The sequence below is a fragment of the Paenibacillus lemnae genome, assembly GCF_012933385.1.
GTDB lineage: Bacteria > Bacillota > Bacilli > Paenibacillales > Paenibacillaceae > Paenibacillus_AQ > Paenibacillus_AQ lemnae.
Window position 1 is genome coordinate 216,440 of the sequence record NZ_JABBPN010000004.1, and the last position, 20,000, is coordinate 236,439.

General features: G+C 47.5%; 18 protein-coding genes. 7 read left to right on the plus strand and 11 right to left on the minus strand.

Annotated features, from left to right (window positions below; genetic code table 11):
• Positions 1 to 126 precede the first annotated feature (126 nt).
• From sufB to HII30_RS07010, 6 genes are all read right to left on the minus strand, one after another.
• Entirely contained in the window at positions 127 to 1,524 is a 1,398-nt protein-coding gene (gene sufB, locus HII30_RS06985) for a Fe-S cluster assembly protein SufB (RefSeq protein ID WP_169504300.1), read from the minus strand.
• 22 nt (positions 1,525 to 1,546) lie between these two features.
• On the minus strand, positions 1,547 to 1,978 hold the full coding sequence (gene sufU / locus HII30_RS06990) for a Fe-S cluster assembly sulfur transfer protein SufU (protein WP_169504301.1): 432 nt from the start codon (positions 1,976 to 1,978) through the stop codon (positions 1,547 to 1,549).
• On the minus strand, positions 1,968 to 3,188 hold the full coding sequence (locus tag HII30_RS06995) for a cysteine desulfurase (protein ID WP_169504302.1): 1,221 nt from the start codon (positions 3,186 to 3,188) through the stop codon (positions 1,968 to 1,970). Before HII30_RS06995 ends, sufU begins: the two co-directional genes overlap by 11 nt.
• Positions 3,185 to 4,489: a Fe-S cluster assembly protein SufD gene (gene sufD / locus HII30_RS07000; protein ID WP_169504303.1), complete on the minus strand. Its 1,305-nt coding sequence runs from the start codon at positions 4,487 to 4,489 to the stop codon at positions 3,185 to 3,187. The genes HII30_RS06995 and sufD overlap by 4 nt, the downstream gene beginning before the upstream one ends.
• A gap of 21 nt (positions 4,490 to 4,510) precedes the next feature.
• Positions 4,511 to 5,293: a Fe-S cluster assembly ATPase SufC gene (gene sufC, locus HII30_RS07005; protein WP_169504304.1), complete on the minus strand. Its 783-nt coding sequence runs from the start codon at positions 5,291 to 5,293 to the stop codon at positions 4,511 to 4,513.
• 383 nt (positions 5,294 to 5,676) lie between these two features.
• Positions 5,677 to 6,153 carry a Dps family protein gene (locus tag HII30_RS07010; RefSeq protein WP_169504305.1) on the minus strand — a complete coding sequence of 159 codons (477 nt, stop codon included), beginning with the start codon at positions 6,151 to 6,153 and terminating at the stop codon, positions 5,677 to 5,679.
• A gap of 229 nt (positions 6,154 to 6,382) precedes the next feature.
• Between HII30_RS07010 and mtnK the strand changes: the two genes are divergently transcribed.
• Together mtnK and mtnA are read left to right on the plus strand one after the other, a co-directional pair.
• Positions 6,383 to 7,606 carry an S-methyl-5-thioribose kinase gene (gene mtnK / locus HII30_RS07015; RefSeq protein WP_169504306.1) on the plus strand — a complete coding sequence of 408 codons (1,224 nt, stop codon included), beginning with the start codon at positions 6,383 to 6,385 and terminating at the stop codon, positions 7,604 to 7,606.
• The gene (mtnA, locus tag HII30_RS07020; protein WP_169504307.1) at positions 7,603 to 8,664 is read left to right on the plus strand and encodes an S-methyl-5-thioribose-1-phosphate isomerase; all 1,062 of its coding nucleotides are present in this window, start codon (positions 7,603 to 7,605) and stop codon (positions 8,662 to 8,664) included. Before mtnK ends, mtnA begins: the two co-directional genes overlap by 4 nt.
• Before the next feature lie 50 nt (positions 8,665 to 8,714).
• On the opposite strand, the gene HII30_RS07025 is transcribed toward mtnA, so the two are convergent.
• The gene (locus HII30_RS07025) at positions 8,715 to 9,017 is read right to left on the minus strand and encodes a YunC family protein (protein WP_169504308.1); all 303 of its coding nucleotides are present in this window, start codon (positions 9,015 to 9,017) and stop codon (positions 8,715 to 8,717) included.
• A 193-nt stretch (positions 9,018 to 9,210) separates the two neighbouring features.
• On the opposite strand from HII30_RS07025, the gene HII30_RS07030 reads away from it, so the two are divergent.
• Entirely contained in the window at positions 9,211 to 9,726 is a 516-nt protein-coding gene (locus HII30_RS07030) for a hypothetical protein (RefSeq protein ID WP_169504309.1), read from the plus strand.
• Positions 9,727 to 9,788: 62 nt separating this feature from the next.
• Here HII30_RS07030 and HII30_RS07035 read toward each other — a convergent pair whose 3' ends face one another.
• Complete coding sequence (locus tag HII30_RS07035; RefSeq protein ID WP_246246179.1) at positions 9,789 to 10,139, minus strand: DUF423 domain-containing protein; 351 nt, start codon at positions 10,137 to 10,139, stop codon at positions 9,789 to 9,791.
• A 196-nt stretch (positions 10,140 to 10,335) separates the two neighbouring features.
• Between HII30_RS07035 and HII30_RS07040 the strand changes: the two genes are divergently transcribed.
• From HII30_RS07040 to yhbH, 3 genes are all read left to right on the plus strand, one after another.
• Complete coding sequence (locus tag HII30_RS07040; RefSeq protein WP_169504311.1) at positions 10,336 to 10,755, plus strand: hypothetical protein; 420 nt, start codon at positions 10,336 to 10,338, stop codon at positions 10,753 to 10,755.
• Positions 10,756 to 10,915: 160 nt separating this feature from the next.
• Positions 10,916 to 13,921, plus strand: coding sequence for an EAL domain-containing protein (locus HII30_RS07045; RefSeq protein ID WP_169504312.1), 3,006 nt, complete (start codon positions 10,916 to 10,918; stop codon positions 13,919 to 13,921).
• Positions 13,922 to 14,041: 120 nt separating this feature from the next.
• Positions 14,042 to 15,193 carry a sporulation protein YhbH gene (gene yhbH, locus HII30_RS07050; protein WP_169504313.1) on the plus strand — a complete coding sequence of 384 codons (1,152 nt, stop codon included), beginning with the start codon at positions 14,042 to 14,044 and terminating at the stop codon, positions 15,191 to 15,193.
• 148 nt (positions 15,194 to 15,341) lie between these two features.
• On the opposite strand, the gene HII30_RS07055 is transcribed toward yhbH, so the two are convergent.
• The 3 genes from HII30_RS07055 to HII30_RS07065 form a co-directional block, all read right to left on the minus strand.
• The gene (locus HII30_RS07055) at positions 15,342 to 16,871 is read right to left on the minus strand and encodes a glycoside hydrolase family 43 protein (protein ID WP_169504314.1); all 1,530 of its coding nucleotides are present in this window, start codon (positions 16,869 to 16,871) and stop codon (positions 15,342 to 15,344) included.
• Positions 16,872 to 16,964: 93 nt separating this feature from the next.
• A complete protein-coding gene (locus HII30_RS07060) occupies positions 16,965 to 18,593 on the minus strand; it encodes a hypothetical protein (protein WP_169504315.1) in 1,629 nt (542 codons plus the stop codon).
• Between the two features lie 280 nt (positions 18,594 to 18,873).
• A complete protein-coding gene (locus HII30_RS07065; RefSeq protein WP_169504316.1) occupies positions 18,874 to 19,197 on the minus strand; it encodes a hypothetical protein in 324 nt (107 codons plus the stop codon).
• Positions 19,198 to 19,450: 253 nt separating this feature from the next.
• Between HII30_RS07065 and HII30_RS21580 the strand changes: the two genes are divergently transcribed.
• On the plus strand, positions 19,451 to 19,963 hold the full coding sequence (locus tag HII30_RS21580; protein WP_246246165.1) for an SEC-C metal-binding domain-containing protein: 513 nt from the start codon (positions 19,451 to 19,453) through the stop codon (positions 19,961 to 19,963).
• The last annotated feature ends 37 nt before the right edge of the window (positions 19,964 to 20,000 follow it).

Genomic DNA, 20,000 nt, shown 5'->3' on the forward strand with positions numbered 1-20,000 from the left:
CATAGGCAGATGGAAGGGTACATGATTGAGTTGAAAACAAGAAAAAGGGATGTCCCTCAAGATCTAAGATCTTTTGGGACATCCCCTTTTCACTAAGATATAAATTAAGGTTCGATTGTTTACAGCTTAACCGATCGAGCCCTCCATCTCAAACTTGATCAAACGGTTCATCTCTACCGCATACTCCATAGGAAGCTCCTTGGTGAACGGTTCGATGAAGCCCATGACGATCATCTGCGTGGCTTCCGCCTCGCTGAGGCCGCGGCTCATCAGATAGAACAGCTGATCTTCTGACACCTTGGATACGGTCGCTTCATGCTCGAGGGTCACATTATCGTTCTTGATCTCGTTGTACGGGATTGTATCCGATGTGGACTCATTATCCAGAATCAACGTATCACATTGAATGTTTGCCTTCGCACCTTCAGCATTACGTCCGAAGGACGCCAGACCTCGGTACGTAACCTTACCCCCGTGCTTACTGATCGACTTCGAGACGATGGTCGAGGTGGTGTCTGGAGCCAAGTGAATCATTTTGGCACCGGCATCCTGATGCTGGCCTTTACCTGCTACAGCAATCGAAAGCACCATACCTTTGGCACCGCGTCCTTTAAGGACAACAGCCGGGTATTTCATGGTCAGTTTGGAACCGATGTTTCCATCAACCCACTCCATGGTGGCATTCTCTTCAGCCACTGCACGCTTGGTTACCAGGTTATAAATATTTGGTGCCCAGTTCTGGATCGTGGTGTAACGAACACGGGCATTTTTCTTGCAGATGATTTCTACAACCGCACTATGCAGCGAGTTGGTGCTGTAGATTGGAGCTGTACAGCCCTCAACATAGTGAACGAAGCTGTCCTCGTCTGCAATGATCAGCGTACGCTCAAATTGCCCCATGTTTTCGGAGTTAATCCGGAAATAGGCTTGCAGAGGAATTTCACATTTTACGCCTTTTGGAACATAGATGAAGCTGCCTCCCGACCAAACCGCGCTGTTCAATGCTGCGAATTTGTTATCGGCTGGAGGAACCACGGTTGAGAAATACTCCTTGAAAATTTCCGGATGCTCTCTCAGCGCGGTATCCGTATCTGTAAAGATAACACCCTGATCTTCCAGTTCTTTCTGCATGTTGTGATACACAACTTCAGATTCGTACTGTGCGGATACACCCGCGAGGAACTTCTGCTCTGCTTCAGGAATACCCAGTTTATCAAAGGTCTCCTTAATTTCTGTAGGAACCTCTTCCCAGGTTTTCCCCTGTTTATCAGAAGCTCTTACATAGTACTGGATGTCGTTAAAGTCGAGTTCATCCAGATCGCCTCCCCATTTCGGAGTATCCATCTTCTCAAACTGTTCCAAAGACTTCAAGCGGAAATCCAGCATCCACTCCGGTTCATTCTTAATCTTGGAAATTTCCGTCACTACTTCGCGGGTCAAACCTTTACCGGTTTGAAAAATAGACTTGTGCTCATCGCGAAAGCCATATTTATACTCTTCCATTTCAGGAGCTTTTTTCGCCATTTGTCTTACCTCCCTATCATTCTTAGGACTTCTCTTCCGTGCCTTCTATACCTTTGCGAAGTGCATTCCAGGCCAGTGTTGCACATTTGATACGGGCAGGAAACTTGTTCACCCCGGATAGGGCTTCTATATCTTCATACTCCTCGAACTCCACTGCTTCACCCTTCATAAGGGAAGAAAATCTGGAGGCCAGTTCTTCCGCTTCCTGCAGGTTTCTGCCCTTGATGGCTTCCGTCATCATGGATGCGGATGACATACTGATGGAACAGCCTTCACCCGTATATTTAGCATCCTTGACGATTCCGTCCTCCACCTTCAGCTGAAGGGAAATACGGTCACCGCAAGTTGGATTGTTCAAGTCAATCGTGACAGTACCGTCTTCGAACTTGCCGCGGTTGCGGGGATTCTTGTAGTGATCCATTATGACACGTCTATATAAATCATCAAGTTGCATCGCCAAAATACTCCTTTGTCTGGATTAAGGCGCTGATCAACCGGTCGACGTCTTCTTCTGTATTATACAGGTAAAAGCTCGCACGTGCAGTAGAAGATACTTGAAGCCAGCGCATCAGCGGCTGGCAGCAGTGATGTCCTGCACGTATGGCAACTCCCTGAGCATCCAATACTGTGGCCAAATCATGCGGATGGACATCTCCCAAATTGAAGGTAATCAATCCAACTTCACGTATCCGGGGACCGTACAGTTGAAAGCCCTCAATCTCTGCCAATCGGTTCATTGCATACGCTGCAAGCCGGCTTTCATGCTGCTCAATATTGTCCATTCCGATGTCCTGAAGAAAATCAATGGCAGCACCTAATCCTACAGCCCCGGCAATGATCGGCGTACCGCCTTCAAACTTCCACGGCAGCTCTTTCCAGTTGGATTCATACAGGCCGACATCATTAATCATTTCGCCGCCGAACTCGACCGGCTCCATCTTATTCAGCAGCGCCTTTTTGCCATACAGTGCACCGATTCCTGTCGGTGCGCACATTTTGTGTCCCGACAAGGCATAGAAGTCACAGTCCAGATCTTGAACATCTACTTTCATATGCGGGGTACTCTGCGCACCGTCTATAGAGATGACCGCTCCATTGCGGTGAGCAATTGCTGCTATTTCTTTCACCGGATGTACCACGCCCATGACGTTAGAGACATAGGCTATCGCGACTACTTTTGTGCGCGGGCTGATCGTATTCTCAACATCTTCAAGTGTAATGGTTCCATCCGGCTGCAGAGGTATATACTTCAGCGTGGCACCGACAGCTAAGGCTGCCTGCTGCCACGGTATCAAATTGCTGTGATGTTCCATTTCCGTCAGTACAATTTCATCACCGGGTCCGCACACGGAGCGGGCATAGGATGACGCTACAAGGTTCAGAGCTGTTGTCGTACCACGTGTAAAGATGATCTCCTCCATGCTCTTCGCATTGATGAACCGGGCGACCTTCTCCCTTGCGCCTTCATATGCATCGGTTGCCCGACTGCCGAGTGTATGAACTCCGCGGTGAACATTCGAGTTTTCCCATTCGTAATAATGCTTGACCGCCTCAATGACCGCCCGCGGTTTTTGTGAAGTTGCCGCATTATCCAGATACACTAACGGGTGCCCGTTAATTTCCTGATGCAAAATGGGAAACTGTTCGCGGATGGATGGGTTCATTGTCCCAGCTTCCTTTCGACGAGACTCTGCAGCTGATCACGCAGACCCTCCAAAGGAATTTCGCTGATAACTGGAGCAAGGAATCCGTATATGATTAAAGACTCTGCCGTCGTTTTGGAAATACCGCGGGACATCAGGTAATAGATTTGTTCCGCATTCACCTGACCTACAGATGCCGCGTGACCTGCGGTTACATCATCCTCATCAATCAGAAGAATCGGGTTCGCATCTCCACGTGCTTTCGGACTCAGCATCAGAACACGTTCTGTTTGCTGGCCATCCGACTTGCTTGCACCTTTTTCAATCTTGGTAACCCCGTTAATAATCGCTTGTGCCTCTTCACGCATAACAGCACGGGTAATCATCTGGCTGGCAGAATTTTTACCAAAGTGACGTGCCTGAGTCGTGTAATTGATCTTCTGGGATCCTGAACCGACGGCGATGATTTTCGCATCCGATACGGAACCGCTGCCGTTCAGAATACTCATCGTATCGCTGGCTGTATCTCCATCGTTCATTTCTCCGACAATCCATTCTATAGAGCCGTCGTTCTCAACCACGGCACGGCGGAATGTAATGTCCGTTGCCTGAGCAGATAACTGGTGAACAGAAGCAAAACGCACTTTCGCTCCATTCTTCACGAAAACCTCAACAGCACCATTATGTGTCAGAGCATCACCAAGATCATTGGACACATAGTTGTCAACATAAGTCACACGGCTGTTAGCTTCTGCCACGATCAGAACATGCGGTGCAAAGAGAGCTCCGGCATCATCGGTCAGCATGACCGCTTGCAGCGGCAGTTCAACTTCGACATTCTTCGGAACATACAGGAAAACTCCGCCGTTCCACGTTGCCGCATGCAGTGCAGACAAGGCGTTCTCATCGGCTTTGATAGCCTGATGCAGATATGGCTTAACCAAGTCCTCATATTCTTTTGCTGCTGTTTCCAGATCCGTAAAGATAACGCCCTGGGCGGCCAGCTCTTCAGAAATTTTGCTGTAGACGGTACTGCTGTTGCGCTGAATCAGAAGTCCGCCCTCTCTCGACCCTTCAACCAGCTGGGCCGCACGTTCAGGCAGATCCTCAAAAGAGGACAACTCCTGACTCTTCTTGTATTCACCAAACGATTGAATGTTCCAACGGTCAATGCGCTGTTTCTCCAGCTTCGGCAGCTCCAGGCGTCCCGCCAGCTCCAGGGATGCAAGACGGCTCTCCGTTACCCATGCCGGCTCCTGCCTTCCTTCAGATACAGACTTCAAGGTCTCGGCGTTGACCGGAAGAATAGTTTGTGTTGTCATATGATTTCCTCCTCCCGTCAATTACGCTTCTTGACCTACAGTTTCATCTGTGATGCCGAGCTCTTCTTTAATCCAGTCATAACCTTCAGCTTCCAGACGCTGTGCAAGCTCAGGGCCACCCGATTTGACAATACGCCCCTGCATCATCACATGAACAAAATCCGGAGTGATGTAATTCAACAGACGCTGATAGTGGGTAATAATCAGGAAACCGCGGTCTTCTGCCCTCATAGCGTTGACGCCATTCGCTACAATACGCAGGGCATCAATATCTAGACCCGAGTCAATTTCGTCCAAAACTACGATTTTCGGATCCAGCAGCATCATTTGCAAAATTTCGTTCCGTTTCTTCTCGCCGCCGGAGAAGCCTTCATTAAGATAACGATGTGCGAATTCCGGATTCATCTCCAGCTCTTTCATCTTGCCTTCCATCTGGCGGATAAATTTGATGAGGGAAATCTCATTCCCTTCACCGCGGCGGGCATTAATTGCACTGCGAAGGAAGTCGGAATTGGTCACACCCGCAATTTCACTTGGATACTGCATAGCCAGGAAAAGACCAGCAAGTGCACGCTCATCCACTTCCATGTCCAGTACATCTTCGCCATTCAGGGTTACACTTCCGCCTGTAACTTCGTACTTGGGATGGCCCATAAGCGCAGATGCCAGCGTACTTTTACCTGTTCCGTTCGGTCCCATGATGGCATGAATCTCGCCACCGTTCATTTCCAGGTTGATTCCTTTCAGAATCTCTTTTCCTTCAATCTCTGCTTTTAAACCTTCAATGACAAACTTCGTCGACATTTGATATTCCCTCCGCCATATATATTATAGTAGGTCTATGATCACAGGCCTTCTTTGCCCTGATTTCATCCGGAATAACTATAAACTTTTTGTTTATTTATAATTATTCTAAACTGATACTCATTGATTCTCAAGTCATTTTATAATAAATAACGACTCTTTTCAACCGGACTAGCTGGCTCAGGCTATCCGGCAGCCTCCACCTTCTTTAGCAAAACAGGCTTGGCCGCATATGATCGGCCAAGCCTGTTTTTTATTGTATTTGCACTTAAAGCTATATGACAGCTGCCTTTGAAGCTGCATCTCAAACCGTCACAGTTACTGAATCGTCATGAGATGGCCGTGGTATTTCTCATACGCAGGCAGCTTCCAGGTTCCGATATTCAGCCCAGGAAAGAACGAAGCATCCACATATGCTTCTCGAAATCGGCCTTGAAGCCTGTCAGCATATCCGATGTCGGCATATCTTCGGCTTCCTCTGCCATCTCAATGCCTTCCTGCAGTTCTTCGGAAAGGGTCGCGAAATCCTCGACCAGCTGCTGCACCATACCGCGAGTATCCTCGTTTCCTGCCGCTTCCTGGATCGTTGCCATTTCCAGATATTCTTTCATCGTTGCAGCCGGACGTCCTTTGATGGACAGAAGGCGTTCAGCAGCCTCATCCATTTTCAATGTCACTTCATTATAAAGTTCTTCAAATTTAACATGCAGGGAGTAGAACTGCTCACCGCTGACATACCAGTGGTAGTTATGAAGCTTAACATAAAGAACATTCAGGTTGGACACCTGTTGGTTCAGCATTTGTTCTACACCTTTATTTTGTGTTTTAGAAGTTGATTTACTGGATTGTGCTTTAGCCATTGTTAATCCCTTCCTTTTCAAAAAAATTGGTGTTCAGTCTTACTCATTTAAACATTTCCCGTGTTGCTCGGGCCTAGTTGTAGTTTACCCGTATAGTCCGGAGACGAATCATGGCCTTTCATTACAATTCTCATTAAAAAGGGTGCAAAAAGTGACCATTTAAAGGTATACTGGCTATACCTACTAGAGTGGTTGGTTTAATCCTTACAATATATATGGAGGTGGCATCATGCCCGCATATCATCCGCTGTCCGTTGAAGAAGCCATCGAGCTTGCCAAGAGTATCTCGGGACACTTTTCAGCTGACTCAGATTTAAGCTGCCGTGAAATCGGTGACGGAAACCTGAACCTTGTTTTTCACGTGACAGATAAACACTCGGATAAAAGTATCATTATCAAACAGGCTGTTCCTTATGCAAAAGTCGTAGGCGAATCCTGGCCGCTCTCTCTGGACCGTGCCCGGATCGAACGCCAGGCTCTGCAAATTCAGCACAAGCTTTGTCCTGATCTCGTTCCGGAAGTATACGCCTATTCGGATGAAATGGCTTATACGGTTATGGAGGATCTCAGCCGTTTCACGATTATGAGAAAAGGCCTTATTGAAGGCGGTGTATATCCTAACTTTGCCCAGCATATCGGACGCTTTATGGCAAACACACTGTTTTATACGTCTGATTTGGGTATGAATCAACAGGAGAAAAAGGTGCTCGCAGGGCAGTTTGTCAATCCAGATCTGTGCAAAATTACAGAAGATCTGATTTTCGAAGATCCTTACCGGGATTCACCCAACAACAATTATTCCGATGCTATTGCTGATGAAGCAAAAGCGCTTCGCAATGATACCCAGCTCCACTTTGAGGTTGCACTGCTCCGCGACAAGTTTCTCACACGCGGACAAGCGCTTCTCCACGGAGATCTCCATACTGGCAGTATATTTGTAACACCGGACTCCACCATGGTCATCGATCCTGAGTTTGCGTATTACGGACCGATGGGCTTCGATATCGGAGCCGTCATTGCCAATCTGCTTCTGAATTATGCATCCCAGCCTGGTTGGAGTGAGGATGAGACTATCCTTTCCGGCCGGCAGCAGCGGCTGCTGAATATGTGTACTGACGTATGGAAGCATTTTGAGAATAATTTCCGTCAATTATGGGACAAGGATCTGCAGGATGAAATGTCCCGGACACCAGGGTATCAGGATCATTATATTGCAGAAGTTCTGCGCGATGCGGCTGGCTTTGCAGGCTGCAAGATGATCCGCCGGATTGTGGGGCTGTCTCACGTTGCCGATATTGAAGGCATAAAAAATGACGAGATCCGGGAAGCTTCACAGCGCAAATCACTGGCAATCGGTAAAGCATTGGTTCGTCATCATCGCAGTATCAGCAGTGCAGAACAGCTCATTCAGCTGGTGCAGCAAACCGTCCATGAGACGGAGGTGTCTTTATGAGTGCTCCATTAACTTCCCTGTCATGGGGCGGCGACCATCTTCTTATGCTGGATCAGCGCCTGCTGCCGGAAGAAATTGTACACCTCAAGCTGTTTACGCCTGAAGAAGTGTGGGAAGGCATTCATTCCATGAAAGTTCGTGGTGCGCCTGCCATTGGCATCGCCGCAGCTTACGGTGTCGTTCTTGCCGGACTCCAGTATAAAGGCAGCCTCCCGGCGGAATGGTTTGAAAATGTCCGTAAAGCTTGCGCTTACCTGGCAACCTCCCGTCCGACTGCCGTTAATCTATTTTGGGCACTGGACCGGATGAAGCTCGTCGCCGGACAGCTGGCAGAAACACTGATGTCTATTGAAAATCTGAATGAAAAACTGCTGGCAGAAGCCAATGATATCCGTGCGGAAGATGAAGAAGTATGCCGGCAGATCGGTGTTCATGCCCTGCCTTTGATCCAGGAGGGAATGGGCATCCTGACGCACTGCAATGCCGGCGGCCTTGCTACTGCTCGATACGGCACCGCTCTGGCACCGATGTATCTGGCTCAGGAACAGGGCATCTCATTTAAAGTATTCGCTGATGAGACCCGGCCTGTGCTTCAAGGAGCCCGGCTCACCGCATTTGAGCTCCAGCAGGCCGGTATTGATGTAACTCTCCTGGCCGACAACATGGCCGCCATGGTCATGTCCAAGGGATGGATTCAGGCCGTTATCGTCGGCACCGACCGAGTAGCAGCGAACGGCGATGTCGCTAACAAAATCGGCACGTATGGCGTAGCGGTTCTGGCAAAAGCCCATGGCATTCCTTTTTATGTCGCCTCCCCGCTCTCGACCATTGATTTAAACACCCCGACAGGGGCGGATATTCCGATCGAAGAGCGGCCGGCTGAGGAAATTACGGAAAGCTTCGGGAAACGGACCGCACCCCCGGGTGTCCAGGTATTTAACCCGGCATTTGATGTTACGCCGAATGAGTATGTAACTGCCATTATTACCGAAAAAGGTGTCGTCAGGGCTCCCTATGAGGAAAGCCTGAAAACCCTGTTCGAGAAACAAAACAAATAATTACAAAAGGGACGTGCCGCTTACTGGCCGTCCCTTTCTCATGTGGTTTGTTATAACATGCGCATTAGTGCATCCTTGCCTTTCAGTCCCGCGTGAATGCCCCATCTTTCCGCCTCCACGGTGACCGATTCCAGGGGAGCTTCCAGGAGATCATCAATGGTCCGTACTCCTACGGCCCTGCCTGCAATAATCTGTCTGTCGGCCAGCTTCTCATTCAACAGCTGCACATCCAAAGCCCCGCACATAATGTAACCCCGCTGTGTGTAAACCGCCAGCAATGTCGTTTTCGGCAGCTTGACCTCCACCGCCATCACAGTGTGTCCTTCGATTTGAATAGGAATCAAAGTTACCAAGCAGTACACCTCCTCAAAGGCATCTGCTTCAAGTGTATTCCGACTCATCTGAAATGGTGCAAATGGCTTGCCATGACGAAAGACCTTTATGTAAATTACATGACGAACGTATGACATTTAGACTATGAAAATTTGAAAGGTGTGATATAGTTGTCTATAGGAAACATTGTGAAAGCTGGTGAACGACAAACTTATGAATAACAGCACTCCCCCAGAGAACAACGGCTTTTTATTTAATGTAGATATTCTTGTAAAAAGCCCCTCCAATGCATTTGCCCTGCAGCATTTGCTGGAAACCCTAAATCAGAGTCAACATATTGCTGATTACCGAATTAAATCAGGCATGGAACTGGGTGGAATGATTGATCAGCTGATTGAAGCCAAGAAAAGGTCTGTCATCACGAAAGCAGCAGCAGCGACCGAGAAAGTTTCACCAGCGGTGACCGAGAAGACCAAGAAGCAGCCTGCGGAACAGACCGTATCCGACGTACCTGAATCTTCTTCTGATCCTACGGAATTAATCAAGATCTACTCCAAAGATAACCGCCTGATCCGATTAACCACGAACCGACAAGGAAAGAAATTCAGTCTTCCCTGCCGCATTTTAAATTATGATGAAAAGAATCGCCTGGTCACGGTATACCATGTAGATGAGAAGCAAGTATACACTTTTAACATCAATGAAATCGATGAATTCAGCACCAGTTGACACTTCCATAAAAAAACGGCGGACCCTTTACTCGGAAAAGGTCAGCCGTTTTGTTGATTTGTTTACTTTTGTGATCTTGAAGATCCCAAAGCTCCTAAAGCCAGCATAATCCATCCCGCAATAAAAGATACGCCGCCGATAGGCGTAATCGCTCCCAGCCATTTGGTCCCGCTAAGTGACAATACATATAAACTTCCTGAAAAAATTACAATTCCAATCACAAAGAGGCATCCTGCCCAGTACAGCTTACGGGATGCACCTAATCCGATGCCGGCCAGACCTGTCAAAATAAGGGCCAAACCATGTATCATATGATAATGGACTCCTGTTTCAAAGGTAGCCAGCGCATCTTCACTGATCTGATTTTCCAGCATATGCGCTCCGAAGGCTCCAATCGCCACCGACAAGGCCATAATCAGGGCGCCCCAAGCGATCCATTTTCTACTCCACTGCAATGCTAACCAGCTCCTCATGTGATGATCTTGTCATACGTTCTCAGTGTAACGGATACCGCTTTGCTTTTCCAGCAGGTTTCAAGGCCTGTGACTTGATTTTAGCAGCATTTTATGAAATCTTAGTAACATATAAGGAAGGAGAGAATACATAACGATGTCTGAACAATCCTCCAGGCCCGACTCATTAAAACCTGCTTCTACCCAAGCAGCAGCCGGCCGCACTCCCCGCGAGGATCGCAGAACCTCCAAATTGGGAATCGCTTCATTAGCCATTGCCGTGATCACCCTCCTGGGATACATCGTCATGGCTTCATTTGGTACGGCGATGATTGAACCGTATGTCACACCTCAAGGACCGGTTACGGAGCTGCCCAAGGAAGCGCTTGAGGCCATGACCACCCTCGCCGCCATTTTTGTTTTTGTGGTTGCCTTGAACCTGACCGGTCTTGTTCTCGGACTGTTCGGAAGTTACAACAAAAACAGCAAACGGGCCATCGCGATCGTCGGAGCCATCATTAACGGTGTTGTTTTAGTTACGATCCTGGGTATGTTTATTTTTGTATTGAACGGTTGAGTAAGGCGTGAACCATATCTCGAGACCCTGTATCCCCTTGGATGCAGGGTTATATGTTCTTCACTATCAAAATTTTGTTAAAAATTACGCAGGAAGTAGGATATTATAGAGAGAATTAAAAGATTTCATACACATATCCGACTATGAGGCTGGTGCAAATATGAATACTAAAACCATAGGAGTTTTGACCCCGCTTCTGGACGGGTTCTATTTTAACGGGATCCTTCAAGGAATTCATCATGCTGTCAGAACAAATAATGCCCACCTTATCCTGTTTCAAACGATGGATTCCCAAATGTCACGAGTAACCTATCAGCGCTTTTTGGGCATGGAAGAAATCGGCGCCTGGATCGTGCTGCTGAATGCCGTCACCGATCCAAGTTATATAGAACAGCTTGAAAAAACCGGAAAACCTATCATTTGCAGTCCCTACCAAGGTGGTTTTCATAATGCTGGAATCTTCATCGTAAACAATGAACAGGGAGGTTACGATTCTACAAGTCATCTGATTCAGCATGGACATCAGCGGATTGCCAGTGTATTCAGCAGCAAGAATCCCGAATGTCTGCTTCGTCATGAAGGATACTTGCGGGCACTGAACGAACATGACATCCCGTATGATCCGGAGTTAGTGTACGATATGGATGACCTCTGGGAAGCCAATGGAGTTCATGCAGCTAATCTCATGAAGCAGCGAGGATTTCCATTCACAGCAGTGACTGTTGCTTCCGATATGATGGCCATCGGAATCGCAGAAACCATCCGGCAGTGGGGATTATCCGTACCGGATGATATTGCAATTATTGGTTTTGATAACATGGATGCAGCCCGTCAGAAATCGATAACATCCGTAGAACAGCCGCTCTTCAGCAGAGGCAGTCACATGGCAGAAATTCTGCTTCAACAAATGGATGGCGGGATGGAACAGACAGCCCATCTGTATAAAGAACCAACTGCGCTCGTTATCCGTGAATCCTGTGGCTGCAAACCTACGGAAAGTTATATTCCCAGTGTTGAAATGCCTGCAAAAAATGCGCAGGAAACCATTGATTATCTTGCCCGGGTCATCCAGCGGAATCATCATATCGCTCATGAAATGGTTCGTGCTGATGGCAGTAAAATTAAAGATTTATCCTGGTTAAAATTTACGGATTATTCCTGGGCGTGCCTGGCATTGTGGAATGCAAGCGGTTCGCTGACTATAGACAGTATCTATACCAGTAAAACCGAATCACCTCTGGCCGCAGGAGAAACGTACGAGGAGCAGTGTTTCCCTCCCTCCTCTCTACATTCCTTAATGAAACCGGATGAAGCACTTTCGATCCATACAATTCGTACAGAAGACCGTGAATGGGGCTATATGGTTCTGATCGGGAGAATCGATGATAATAACCGGACCAGCAATTATAAGTTTGATACCATGACGCACAGCCTTGATCTTGTGGCTTACACTCTGGAACGCGAAGCAATGTATCAGGAAGCTCGCGACCGCGAAGCTCGGATTGAAATCGTCACCTCTACGACCAATGATGGTATTTTCGACTGGGATCTTAAGAATCATGAAATTTCCTGGAACAAGAAAATCATTCGCATCCTTGGAAATATCGGTACTAATATGCATGCGAAAGAATTATTTGAACGTATTTATCCTGATGATAGGCGCGGATTAATCCGAATCATCCAGCAGCATTTTCGTGAGCATATGCTGTTCCATGCGGAATTCCGCCTTAGACAGGCTGACAATCATTATGCATGGGTTTCCGCAGCAGGTGAAGCCATACGAGACGCTGATGGAACCCCACTGCGTATGATTGGCTCCATTGTGGACATTACAGAACGAAAGCTTTCGGAGGAGCGCATTCGCTACATCGCTTACCATGATGCCCTGACAGATTTGCCTAACCGCAGGCACATCTACGAACAAATTGCCGAACGCTGCCGTGCAGGCGGACGTTTTGCTGTTATGCTGCTTGATCTGGATCGCTTCAAGAACATTAACGACAGTCTCGGGCATTCGGTTGGCGACAAGCTGCTCCAGCAGATCGCGCGGCTGCTCCACAGCCTGACGGGTCCAGGCGATATGGTCGCACGGTTAGGCGGAGATGAATTCATCATTTTAAGTGGACGATTAGATCAACCTAAGGACGCGGCTCGTCTTGCTGAACAAATTGTCAGCTCCATGGGGTCCCAATTCCGGATCGACGGGCATTTTGTTTTTGTGACTCCCTCCATCGGGATCAGTTATTTTCCAGAGCACGGCACCGATCAGGAAACTTTGGTGAAAAATGCCGACCTGGCCATGTACCATGCCAAAGAAAACGGTAAAAACCAGGTCCAGTCCTATGATCCGAGAATGAGTACCGTCTCATTGGAGCGGCTGACGCTGGAGAATCATATCCGCGGAGCGCTCGATAACAAGGAGTTCCAACTGTATTACCAGCCGCAGTATGATACGGAGAGCAGCCGCATTGTCGGCATGGAAGCGCTCATCCGCTGGTTTTCACCGGAACACGGTATGATAACACCTCTGAAATTCATTCCGCTCGCTGAAGAGACCGGACTTATTCTGCCGATCAGCGAATGGGTGCTTTCCCAAGCGTGCAGTGATAATAAACTCCTTCTTGATCAGGGCTTTGAACCGCTGATTGTGTCGGTGAATATTAGTGCTGACCAATTTACAGATATGCATTTTGTGAGTCAGGTCGAACGTATATTGACCCATACCGGACTGCCTGCTGAACTGCTGTGTCTGGAGATTACCGAAAGCGTTGCCATCCGAAACCTGGAGCTGACGATCCGACATTTAAATGATTTAATTACCCTGGGTGTCCAGATTGCCTTGGACGATTTCGGAACCGGCAATTCCTCCTTGTCACTTGTAAAATCTCTTCCGCTGCACATGATCAAAATCGATCGGGCTTTTGTGCGCGATATGACGCTGAGTCCTGCAAATATGGCTGTCTTTGACACCATTCTAAGTCTCGCCAGGGGCTTGAATCTGGAATGCTGTGCAGAGGGCGTTGAGACGGCTGAACAGTTTAAAATCGTTAGTGACAAATACTGCGGTCTGGTCCAGGGATATTTTTTCAGCAAACCCGTGCCGCTTTCGGATCTTGACGCTTTTTTGAGAGAGATGGGTTCTGGTCCACAAGAGGAGGAAGATTAAGCCTTCCATCAGGAATCCACTCTGAAATAGGCTTGCCTGCAATCATACGCACCATCCATACGCATACAATAGCTAGAAGACTTCATCCGGATCATGCTAGCTCAAACAGGAGGTGGACGTATGACAGAACGCTCTTTCATCGTATCCCGAGAGGATTGGTCGCTGCACCGCAAAGGATATCAGGATCAGGTTCGCCATCAACGCAAAATCAAGGAGGTCATCAAGCAGAACCTGCCCGACCTCATTACAGAAGAAAATATTATTCTGTCCGACGGCAAACAGATCATCAAAGTGCCGATCCGGAGTCTCGACGAATACCGATTTATTTACAATTATCAGAAACAAAAACATGTCGGACAGGGTGACGGAGACAGCAAGGTTGGAGATGTATTGGGAAGGGATCCGGCACATCAGCAGCCCGGCCAGGGAGAAAAAGCCGGCGACAAACCGGGACAGGACGTGGTTGAAACCGAGGTGGACATGGAGGAACTCGAGAATATGCTGTTCGAGGAACTCGAGCTCCCCCTGCTGCAGCCTAAAGACAAGGAACAGATCGAAACCCAGTCTATTATTTTTAATGATATCCGTAAAAAAGGGATCATGTCCAACATCGATAAGAAACGGACGATACTGGAAAATCTGAAGCGTAACGCCACAACCGGCAATCCTGGCATTCATCATATCAGTCCCGATGATCTTCGCTACAAAACCTGGGATGATACCGTCATTCCGGAGTCCAATGCCGTCATCATCGCGATGATGGATACGTCCGGATCCATGGGTTCCTTTGAAAAATACTGTGCCCGCAGCTTCTTCTTCTGGATGACGCGCTTTCTGCGCAGACAATATGAAAAAGTGGAGATCGTGTTTATTGCCCACCATACGGAAGCCAAGGAAGTAACAGAGGAGGAGTTTTTCACACGTGGAGAAAGCGGAGGCACCATCTGTTCTTCCGCTTATATTAAGGCACTGGACATTATTAACCGGCGCTACCCGCCCGCTAAATATAACATTTATCCCTTTCACTTCTCGGACGGCGATAATCTCACCTCTGACAATGAACGCTGCGTCAAGCTAATTGAGGAACTGCTGAAGGTAAGCAACATGTTCGGCTATGGTGAAGTGAACCAGTACAATCGCAGCAGCACCTTGATGTCGGCATATAAGAATATTAAGCTGGAGCCGTTTCTGTATCACATTATCAAGGATAAATCCGAGGTATATGAGGCCTTGAAGACGTTCTTCCGTAAACGGGAAGGTGCGGCAAGGTAAGTTTACGAAACAGGCTGTGTACAGCCATCCTTAAATGTTTGGAACCAGCTTCAGTCAGCTGCCCTTTAAGTTGTTTTTCTCCTTCGGATCGATTGAGTATATAGAAAAACCATGTTTTCTCCAAGGAGAAGACATGGTTTTTCTTAATTTAATCTGAAATTCTTTCGTACTGGAACCAATCAATATCTGCAGGTATACGGCGCCCAGATCCCCCATTGCTGGCATAAAAACCGACCATTGTTCCGGTAAACGCTTTCTTCTCCTGCGTTCCTTCGTCACTTAAAAAGCGAGCATCCTCTACAGTGCCGATCAAGTTCCATTCCTCCCCATCCAAACTATAGGAAAATTTTCTGACCGCATGATCGACATCAACGCGCAAATAAACAACATCTTTGTATGACACTTCGCAGCCTGCTATGAAAGAATGTTCTCTAGCTCTATTCTCGTGCAGTTGAAGCTTCGGCCCGCTTTCATAAATTAGACATAATTTAATATAGCAGCGGCTGTCATAGTAACAGATTAACCCGGCCTGTTCCCCGTTCTGTTCCGGCCGGAACTCCAGCTTCATTCGAGCTGTGTAGATATGATGCCTCTCTCTCCGGACAAGCACATTCCGAGCACCGATCGAAGATAAATCAGCCTCACCTGTCCATATACGCACCCAGCCCGGCTTTTCTTCAAGTGACCACTGACCGACTTCCGGGTTTCTGACAAACTGCCAATGCAGCGGCAGGTTCGGCGTATCGAATTCATCCTGCATCGGCTCGTGGTACGGAGATTCCTCTAGTGAAGGAGCTCGTTGAACTTCGCTCGGTCCACGGCTTTCATTCACCTCAAACCACCCGTCTGCTCTCCAGTGCACCGGATCCAAACAAGTTTCTCTTCCGAGTGTACAAAATCCTCCATCCAACGGGCGCCCGGCTAAATAAACCATCCACCACTCACCATTCTGAGTTTCGACAAGCTTGCCGTGTCCGGCTCTCTGAATGGCTGCAATAGGATTGCTCTGCGTATGTACAGGATTAAAAGGACAGGGTTCATAAGGACCAAGCAGCTGCCTCGATCTCGAAGCCGTTACGCAGTGTCCATATTCCGTTCCACCCTCGGCCATAATGATATAGTAATAGTCTTCCCTTTTCAGAATATGCGGCCCTTCTGGAGCAGATTTTCCAGATCCTTCCCACAACAAGACAGGTTCGCCTACCACTTTGGTACATTCATCATTGAGCTCGACAATCTTGGTCCCTTTACTTCCGTAAGCCATATAGTGAGTTCCGTCATCATCTACGAAGTGCGAAGGGTCTATCCCTTCCGTATTGATAACAACCGGCTTCGTATATGGACCTTCCGGCTTACTCGATTTCATCATTAAGTTTGCCCGCCCCGCACCATTCAACCTCAGCGTGGCACATATATAAAAATACCCGTTATAATAGGAGATATCGGGTGCCCATATTCCGTAGGAATCAGGAAGGTCATTCAGTTCTAAATAGCTGCTTGATGTAATGGCATGTCCGATATAACGCCAATGTACCATGTCCTTAGAATGAGAAATGACGATGGCCGGAAAGTATTGAAACGTAGAATTCACCATATAGTAATCATCCACGACACGTACGATCGATGGATCCGGATGAAATCCGGACCGAATAGGATTGGTATATGTTCTTCCAGACAAAATGATTCACCTCACATGTATTGTGTCATTTGCTATTCAACAATTGAAGGAACAGCCAAACTGAAGCTCCAGTGATGACATGCGCCGTCGCCTCTAGTCTTTGACAAGTGAATAGATGAAGGAGCTATCGTATCTGTGTCCATTTCCATCATAGTCCGCTGCAAAAAAAGCTTTCCCGCCGAAATAACTCGGTATGACACTCCGGTTTCCTTGCATTTCAGCTGAAAGGTGCAGTAATGCTAAAGGGTCGATGGAATCAAATCTAGCATACACATGGCGTTTGCTCGGAAGAAAGAAACCATGGTGGAAAGTGTTTGCCAGAATATGATCTCCGATCTCTTCGGCAAGTGTCAGATAGTGACTCTCGGGATGAATAGCGGCGAGTTCCAGGAGTCCGAATAAAACATGTGTATTCGAACATTTGGTTCCGCAGGGTAGTAATGTACCGGCTTGACGCAATTTATCTAAATCCCCTAGGCCAAGACCACGCCCCATGTTTCGGACAATATGCCACAATTCAGGGTCCTCCGAACGGCGGTATCCTGCTGCATAAGACCAGAACATGAGGCCGTCAGCCGGTTTTGAAGAAAGTGCCTCTCCGCGCCGGCCATAATAACCGTCTTTCTCCAGCACCAGTCCGGTCAAACGCTTGCCGTTCGTAAGTACAGGATGAAAAACATTCTTCCTCTCGTCATATGCATACCGGCCGTATGCCTGAAGATCAGCGAGTGCCCAATCGAGAAAACGGCGGCCTCTTTCTCCCAGCAGGTCGTAAATGGCCATACGGCACAGAGCCGATTCACCTGCAATCGCATGAATCTGACCAGGTACAGATAACGTTGCTTCAATCGGCTGGTCATTAGCCAGCTGCTCACCGAACTGATGGGCTGCCCGGTCACCTCGCTGTCCCGGCAGTTCGCTAATACTAAACTGATACCCGGTCATTCCTGTTTCTGGATGAGCAGTCTCCGCGTACCGTGCGGCAAGCCTTTCAGCCCATTCAATCGGAGCCTCCTGTTTTGTAAGAGCCCCAACAACAGCAGCTGAATAATAAAGATCACTGCCCGCATTAACGAATGTCAATCCTTTTCCAGTAAAAAAAACCGGGTCTGAACGATACGAGCGGTCCCATACCCCGCCCTGCTTATAGGTTGTACCCTCATATTCCTTGGGCTGGCCGTGGCGATTAAACTCCAGGTTATTCCAATCCCTTACGTGACTTTCCCACATTGCCTCAATCATCTTTTGAGTCTCGGTGCGGTTGATCTCAAGCATAAATTCATAAAATGGATAATGGCATTTTAGTTCATGCTGCGGTCCTTTATCAGAAGCATGGATCTGCTTCTTGGAATTAAGATCATATGCCATATGTCCGCCCCAACACATCAGGTCTCCATACCTTAGATGTTTCAAGGCATACTCCGTCGCCAGGCGCGCTGCCTTAATATAACGCTGATCTCCTGTCAACTGGCTAAGCCCTGTCAAAGTACGAAATAAATTCTGTTGGTTGGCCGGATTGGACAATATCCACTCTTCTCCTTGGGACAGCCATGCAACCGGCTCCCCATTCTCGACGCGGACCCCATCTACAAGCAAAGGAGTTTGTTTGTCTCCGTACCGATCCTTTCCCGCCTCAAGTACACGATCTGCCCATCGCCTAACAGCTTCAATAAATCTCTCGCTCATCGGTACCAGATCACCTGCTGCCGTTCGAAATGCCATTGATCATGAAACATTTAATCACCCCTAGCGGCCTGATTTAGGTGATAGTATATTACAAACATACGAATATTTTATATTATGTTTCATGTCCTTCTATAAGCAGATTTCATTAAATTTGTCGTTAGGTACAATCTTACTTTGAGCTTCGTATGAATCATACAATCACAGGGCTGATAATTTCTTAAGCATGAGTTCCGTGAATAGCCAGGAGAGTGAAGCGTGGATAAAAAAACTGCCTGAGAACAACATCTGTTCTCTCGGCAGCTCAGCTGATCATCAGTTAAAATCCAAGATTACGTACAATATACTCACGGACGGCTTTGTCAACCATGTCCTGAAACGAATCAAACGATGAGGTTTCCCGAACATATTGATCCAGCGGCTCTTGCGGAAGAGCATCGAAATCCTCATCGTTCTTAACAAGAAAACCACCTGCTTCAAAAAAGTGTTCCACGGATGCCGAGTTCGCATATTTGGCCATAAAGTCCGGCGTTAAAACCTGTTCCACCGGAACACTCCGATTGTTCTCAAGCTCCCTAGTCTTCTGGTCCAGCTCTTCTGGGCTGCTGTTAAATTCTTCAAACCCTTTCATATCAAAACCCATATCCATCACTTCTCCTTTCCAAGATCCGTTCCTCTTCCAATGCCTTACATCATATCACAGATGTTGACTCATAACAGGTATGTTTTTCCTTAAAATTTGTCATAACTTCTATGTATTTGTCATAAAAACCAAGAAAATATAAACAATTTCCTACTAACCTCAGCAAACAGGTGGTCAAACCACGCATTATCTTTTATGATAGGAATAGAGACTTACTAACTAACCGTTAACCACAATCTGAGGAGTGAATGTTTTGGAAAAGATAGGTAGAAATGATGCCTGTCACTGCGGCAGCGGCAAAAAATATAAAAAATGCTGTATGGAGAAAGATCGCCGTTCCGGTGGACCCCGGCGTCATATCGAGCCTTCACAAGATGAGAAACTGGCTATGCTCAACGCTCCTTCCAGTCTGGACGAGCTTATGACACGAATCGGCCAAATGAAATGGAACCAGCCTTCTTATCGTGAACTGGCGGAAGAACTTTTTCCACAGCTGTACGAAGATTATGAATATAATGAGACCGAGAAATTATTTTTCTTCTATAATGCGCTCATTATCTGGAACGGGTTCTGTCAGAAGGAATCTCCGAAGTTCCGTAAACCGGGTGGTTTCAAAGCGGCCCTGGATCAGCTGTGTACAAAAGCACTGGACATTCCGGTGACACAAAGCGAACTGGCGGCAAAGTATGAAGTGGCAGCTACGACCTTATCCAAATGCTCTGCTCAGGTCAATCAGTTTATGGAGCAGCTGGGCAAAACCGGCTAACCAAGCTGAACGTTAATATATAGGCTGTGAAGGTGGT

What these genes read in the sequence shown, in the direction of transcription:
- sufB (WP_169504300.1), bottom strand. Translation starts at nt 1,524, where the DNA reads ATGGCGAAAAAAGCTCCTGAAATGGAAGAGTATAAATATGGCTTTCGC.
- sufU (WP_169504301.1), bottom strand. Translation starts at nt 1,978, where the DNA reads ATGCAACTTGATGATTTATATAGACGTGTCATAATGGATCACTACAAG.
- HII30_RS06995 (WP_169504302.1), bottom strand. Translation starts at nt 3,188, where the DNA reads ATGAACCCATCCATCCGCGAACAGTTTCCCATTTTGCATCAGGAAATT.
- sufD (WP_169504303.1), bottom strand. Translation starts at nt 4,489, where the DNA reads ATGACAACACAAACTATTCTTCCGGTCAACGCCGAGACCTTGAAGTCT.
- sufC (WP_169504304.1), bottom strand. Translation starts at nt 5,293, where the DNA reads ATGTCGACGAAGTTTGTCATTGAAGGTTTAAAAGCAGAGATTGAAGGA.
- HII30_RS07010 (WP_169504305.1), bottom strand. Translation starts at nt 6,153, where the DNA reads ATGGCTAAAGCACAATCCAGTAAATCAACTTCTAAAACACAAAATAAA.
- mtnK (WP_169504306.1), top strand. Translation starts at nt 6,383, where the DNA reads ATGCCCGCATATCATCCGCTGTCCGTTGAAGAAGCCATCGAGCTTGCC.
- mtnA (WP_169504307.1), top strand. Translation starts at nt 7,603, where the DNA reads ATGAGTGCTCCATTAACTTCCCTGTCATGGGGCGGCGACCATCTTCTT.
- HII30_RS07030 (WP_169504309.1), top strand. Translation starts at nt 9,211, where the DNA reads ATGAATAACAGCACTCCCCCAGAGAACAACGGCTTTTTATTTAATGTA.
- HII30_RS07035 (WP_246246179.1), bottom strand. Translation starts at nt 10,139, where the DNA reads ATGGCCTTGTCGGTGGCGATTGGAGCCTTCGGAGCGCATATGCTGGAA.
- HII30_RS07040 (WP_169504311.1), top strand. Translation starts at nt 10,336, where the DNA reads ATGTCTGAACAATCCTCCAGGCCCGACTCATTAAAACCTGCTTCTACC.
- HII30_RS07045 (WP_169504312.1), top strand. Translation starts at nt 10,916, where the DNA reads ATGAATACTAAAACCATAGGAGTTTTGACCCCGCTTCTGGACGGGTTC.
- yhbH (WP_169504313.1), top strand. Translation starts at nt 14,042, where the DNA reads ATGACAGAACGCTCTTTCATCGTATCCCGAGAGGATTGGTCGCTGCAC.
- HII30_RS07060 (WP_169504315.1), bottom strand. Translation starts at nt 18,593, where the DNA reads ATGGCATTTCGAACGGCAGCAGGTGATCTGGTACCGATGAGCGAGAGA.
- HII30_RS07065 (WP_169504316.1), bottom strand. Translation starts at nt 19,197, where the DNA reads ATGGGTTTTGATATGAAAGGGTTTGAAGAATTTAACAGCAGCCCAGAA.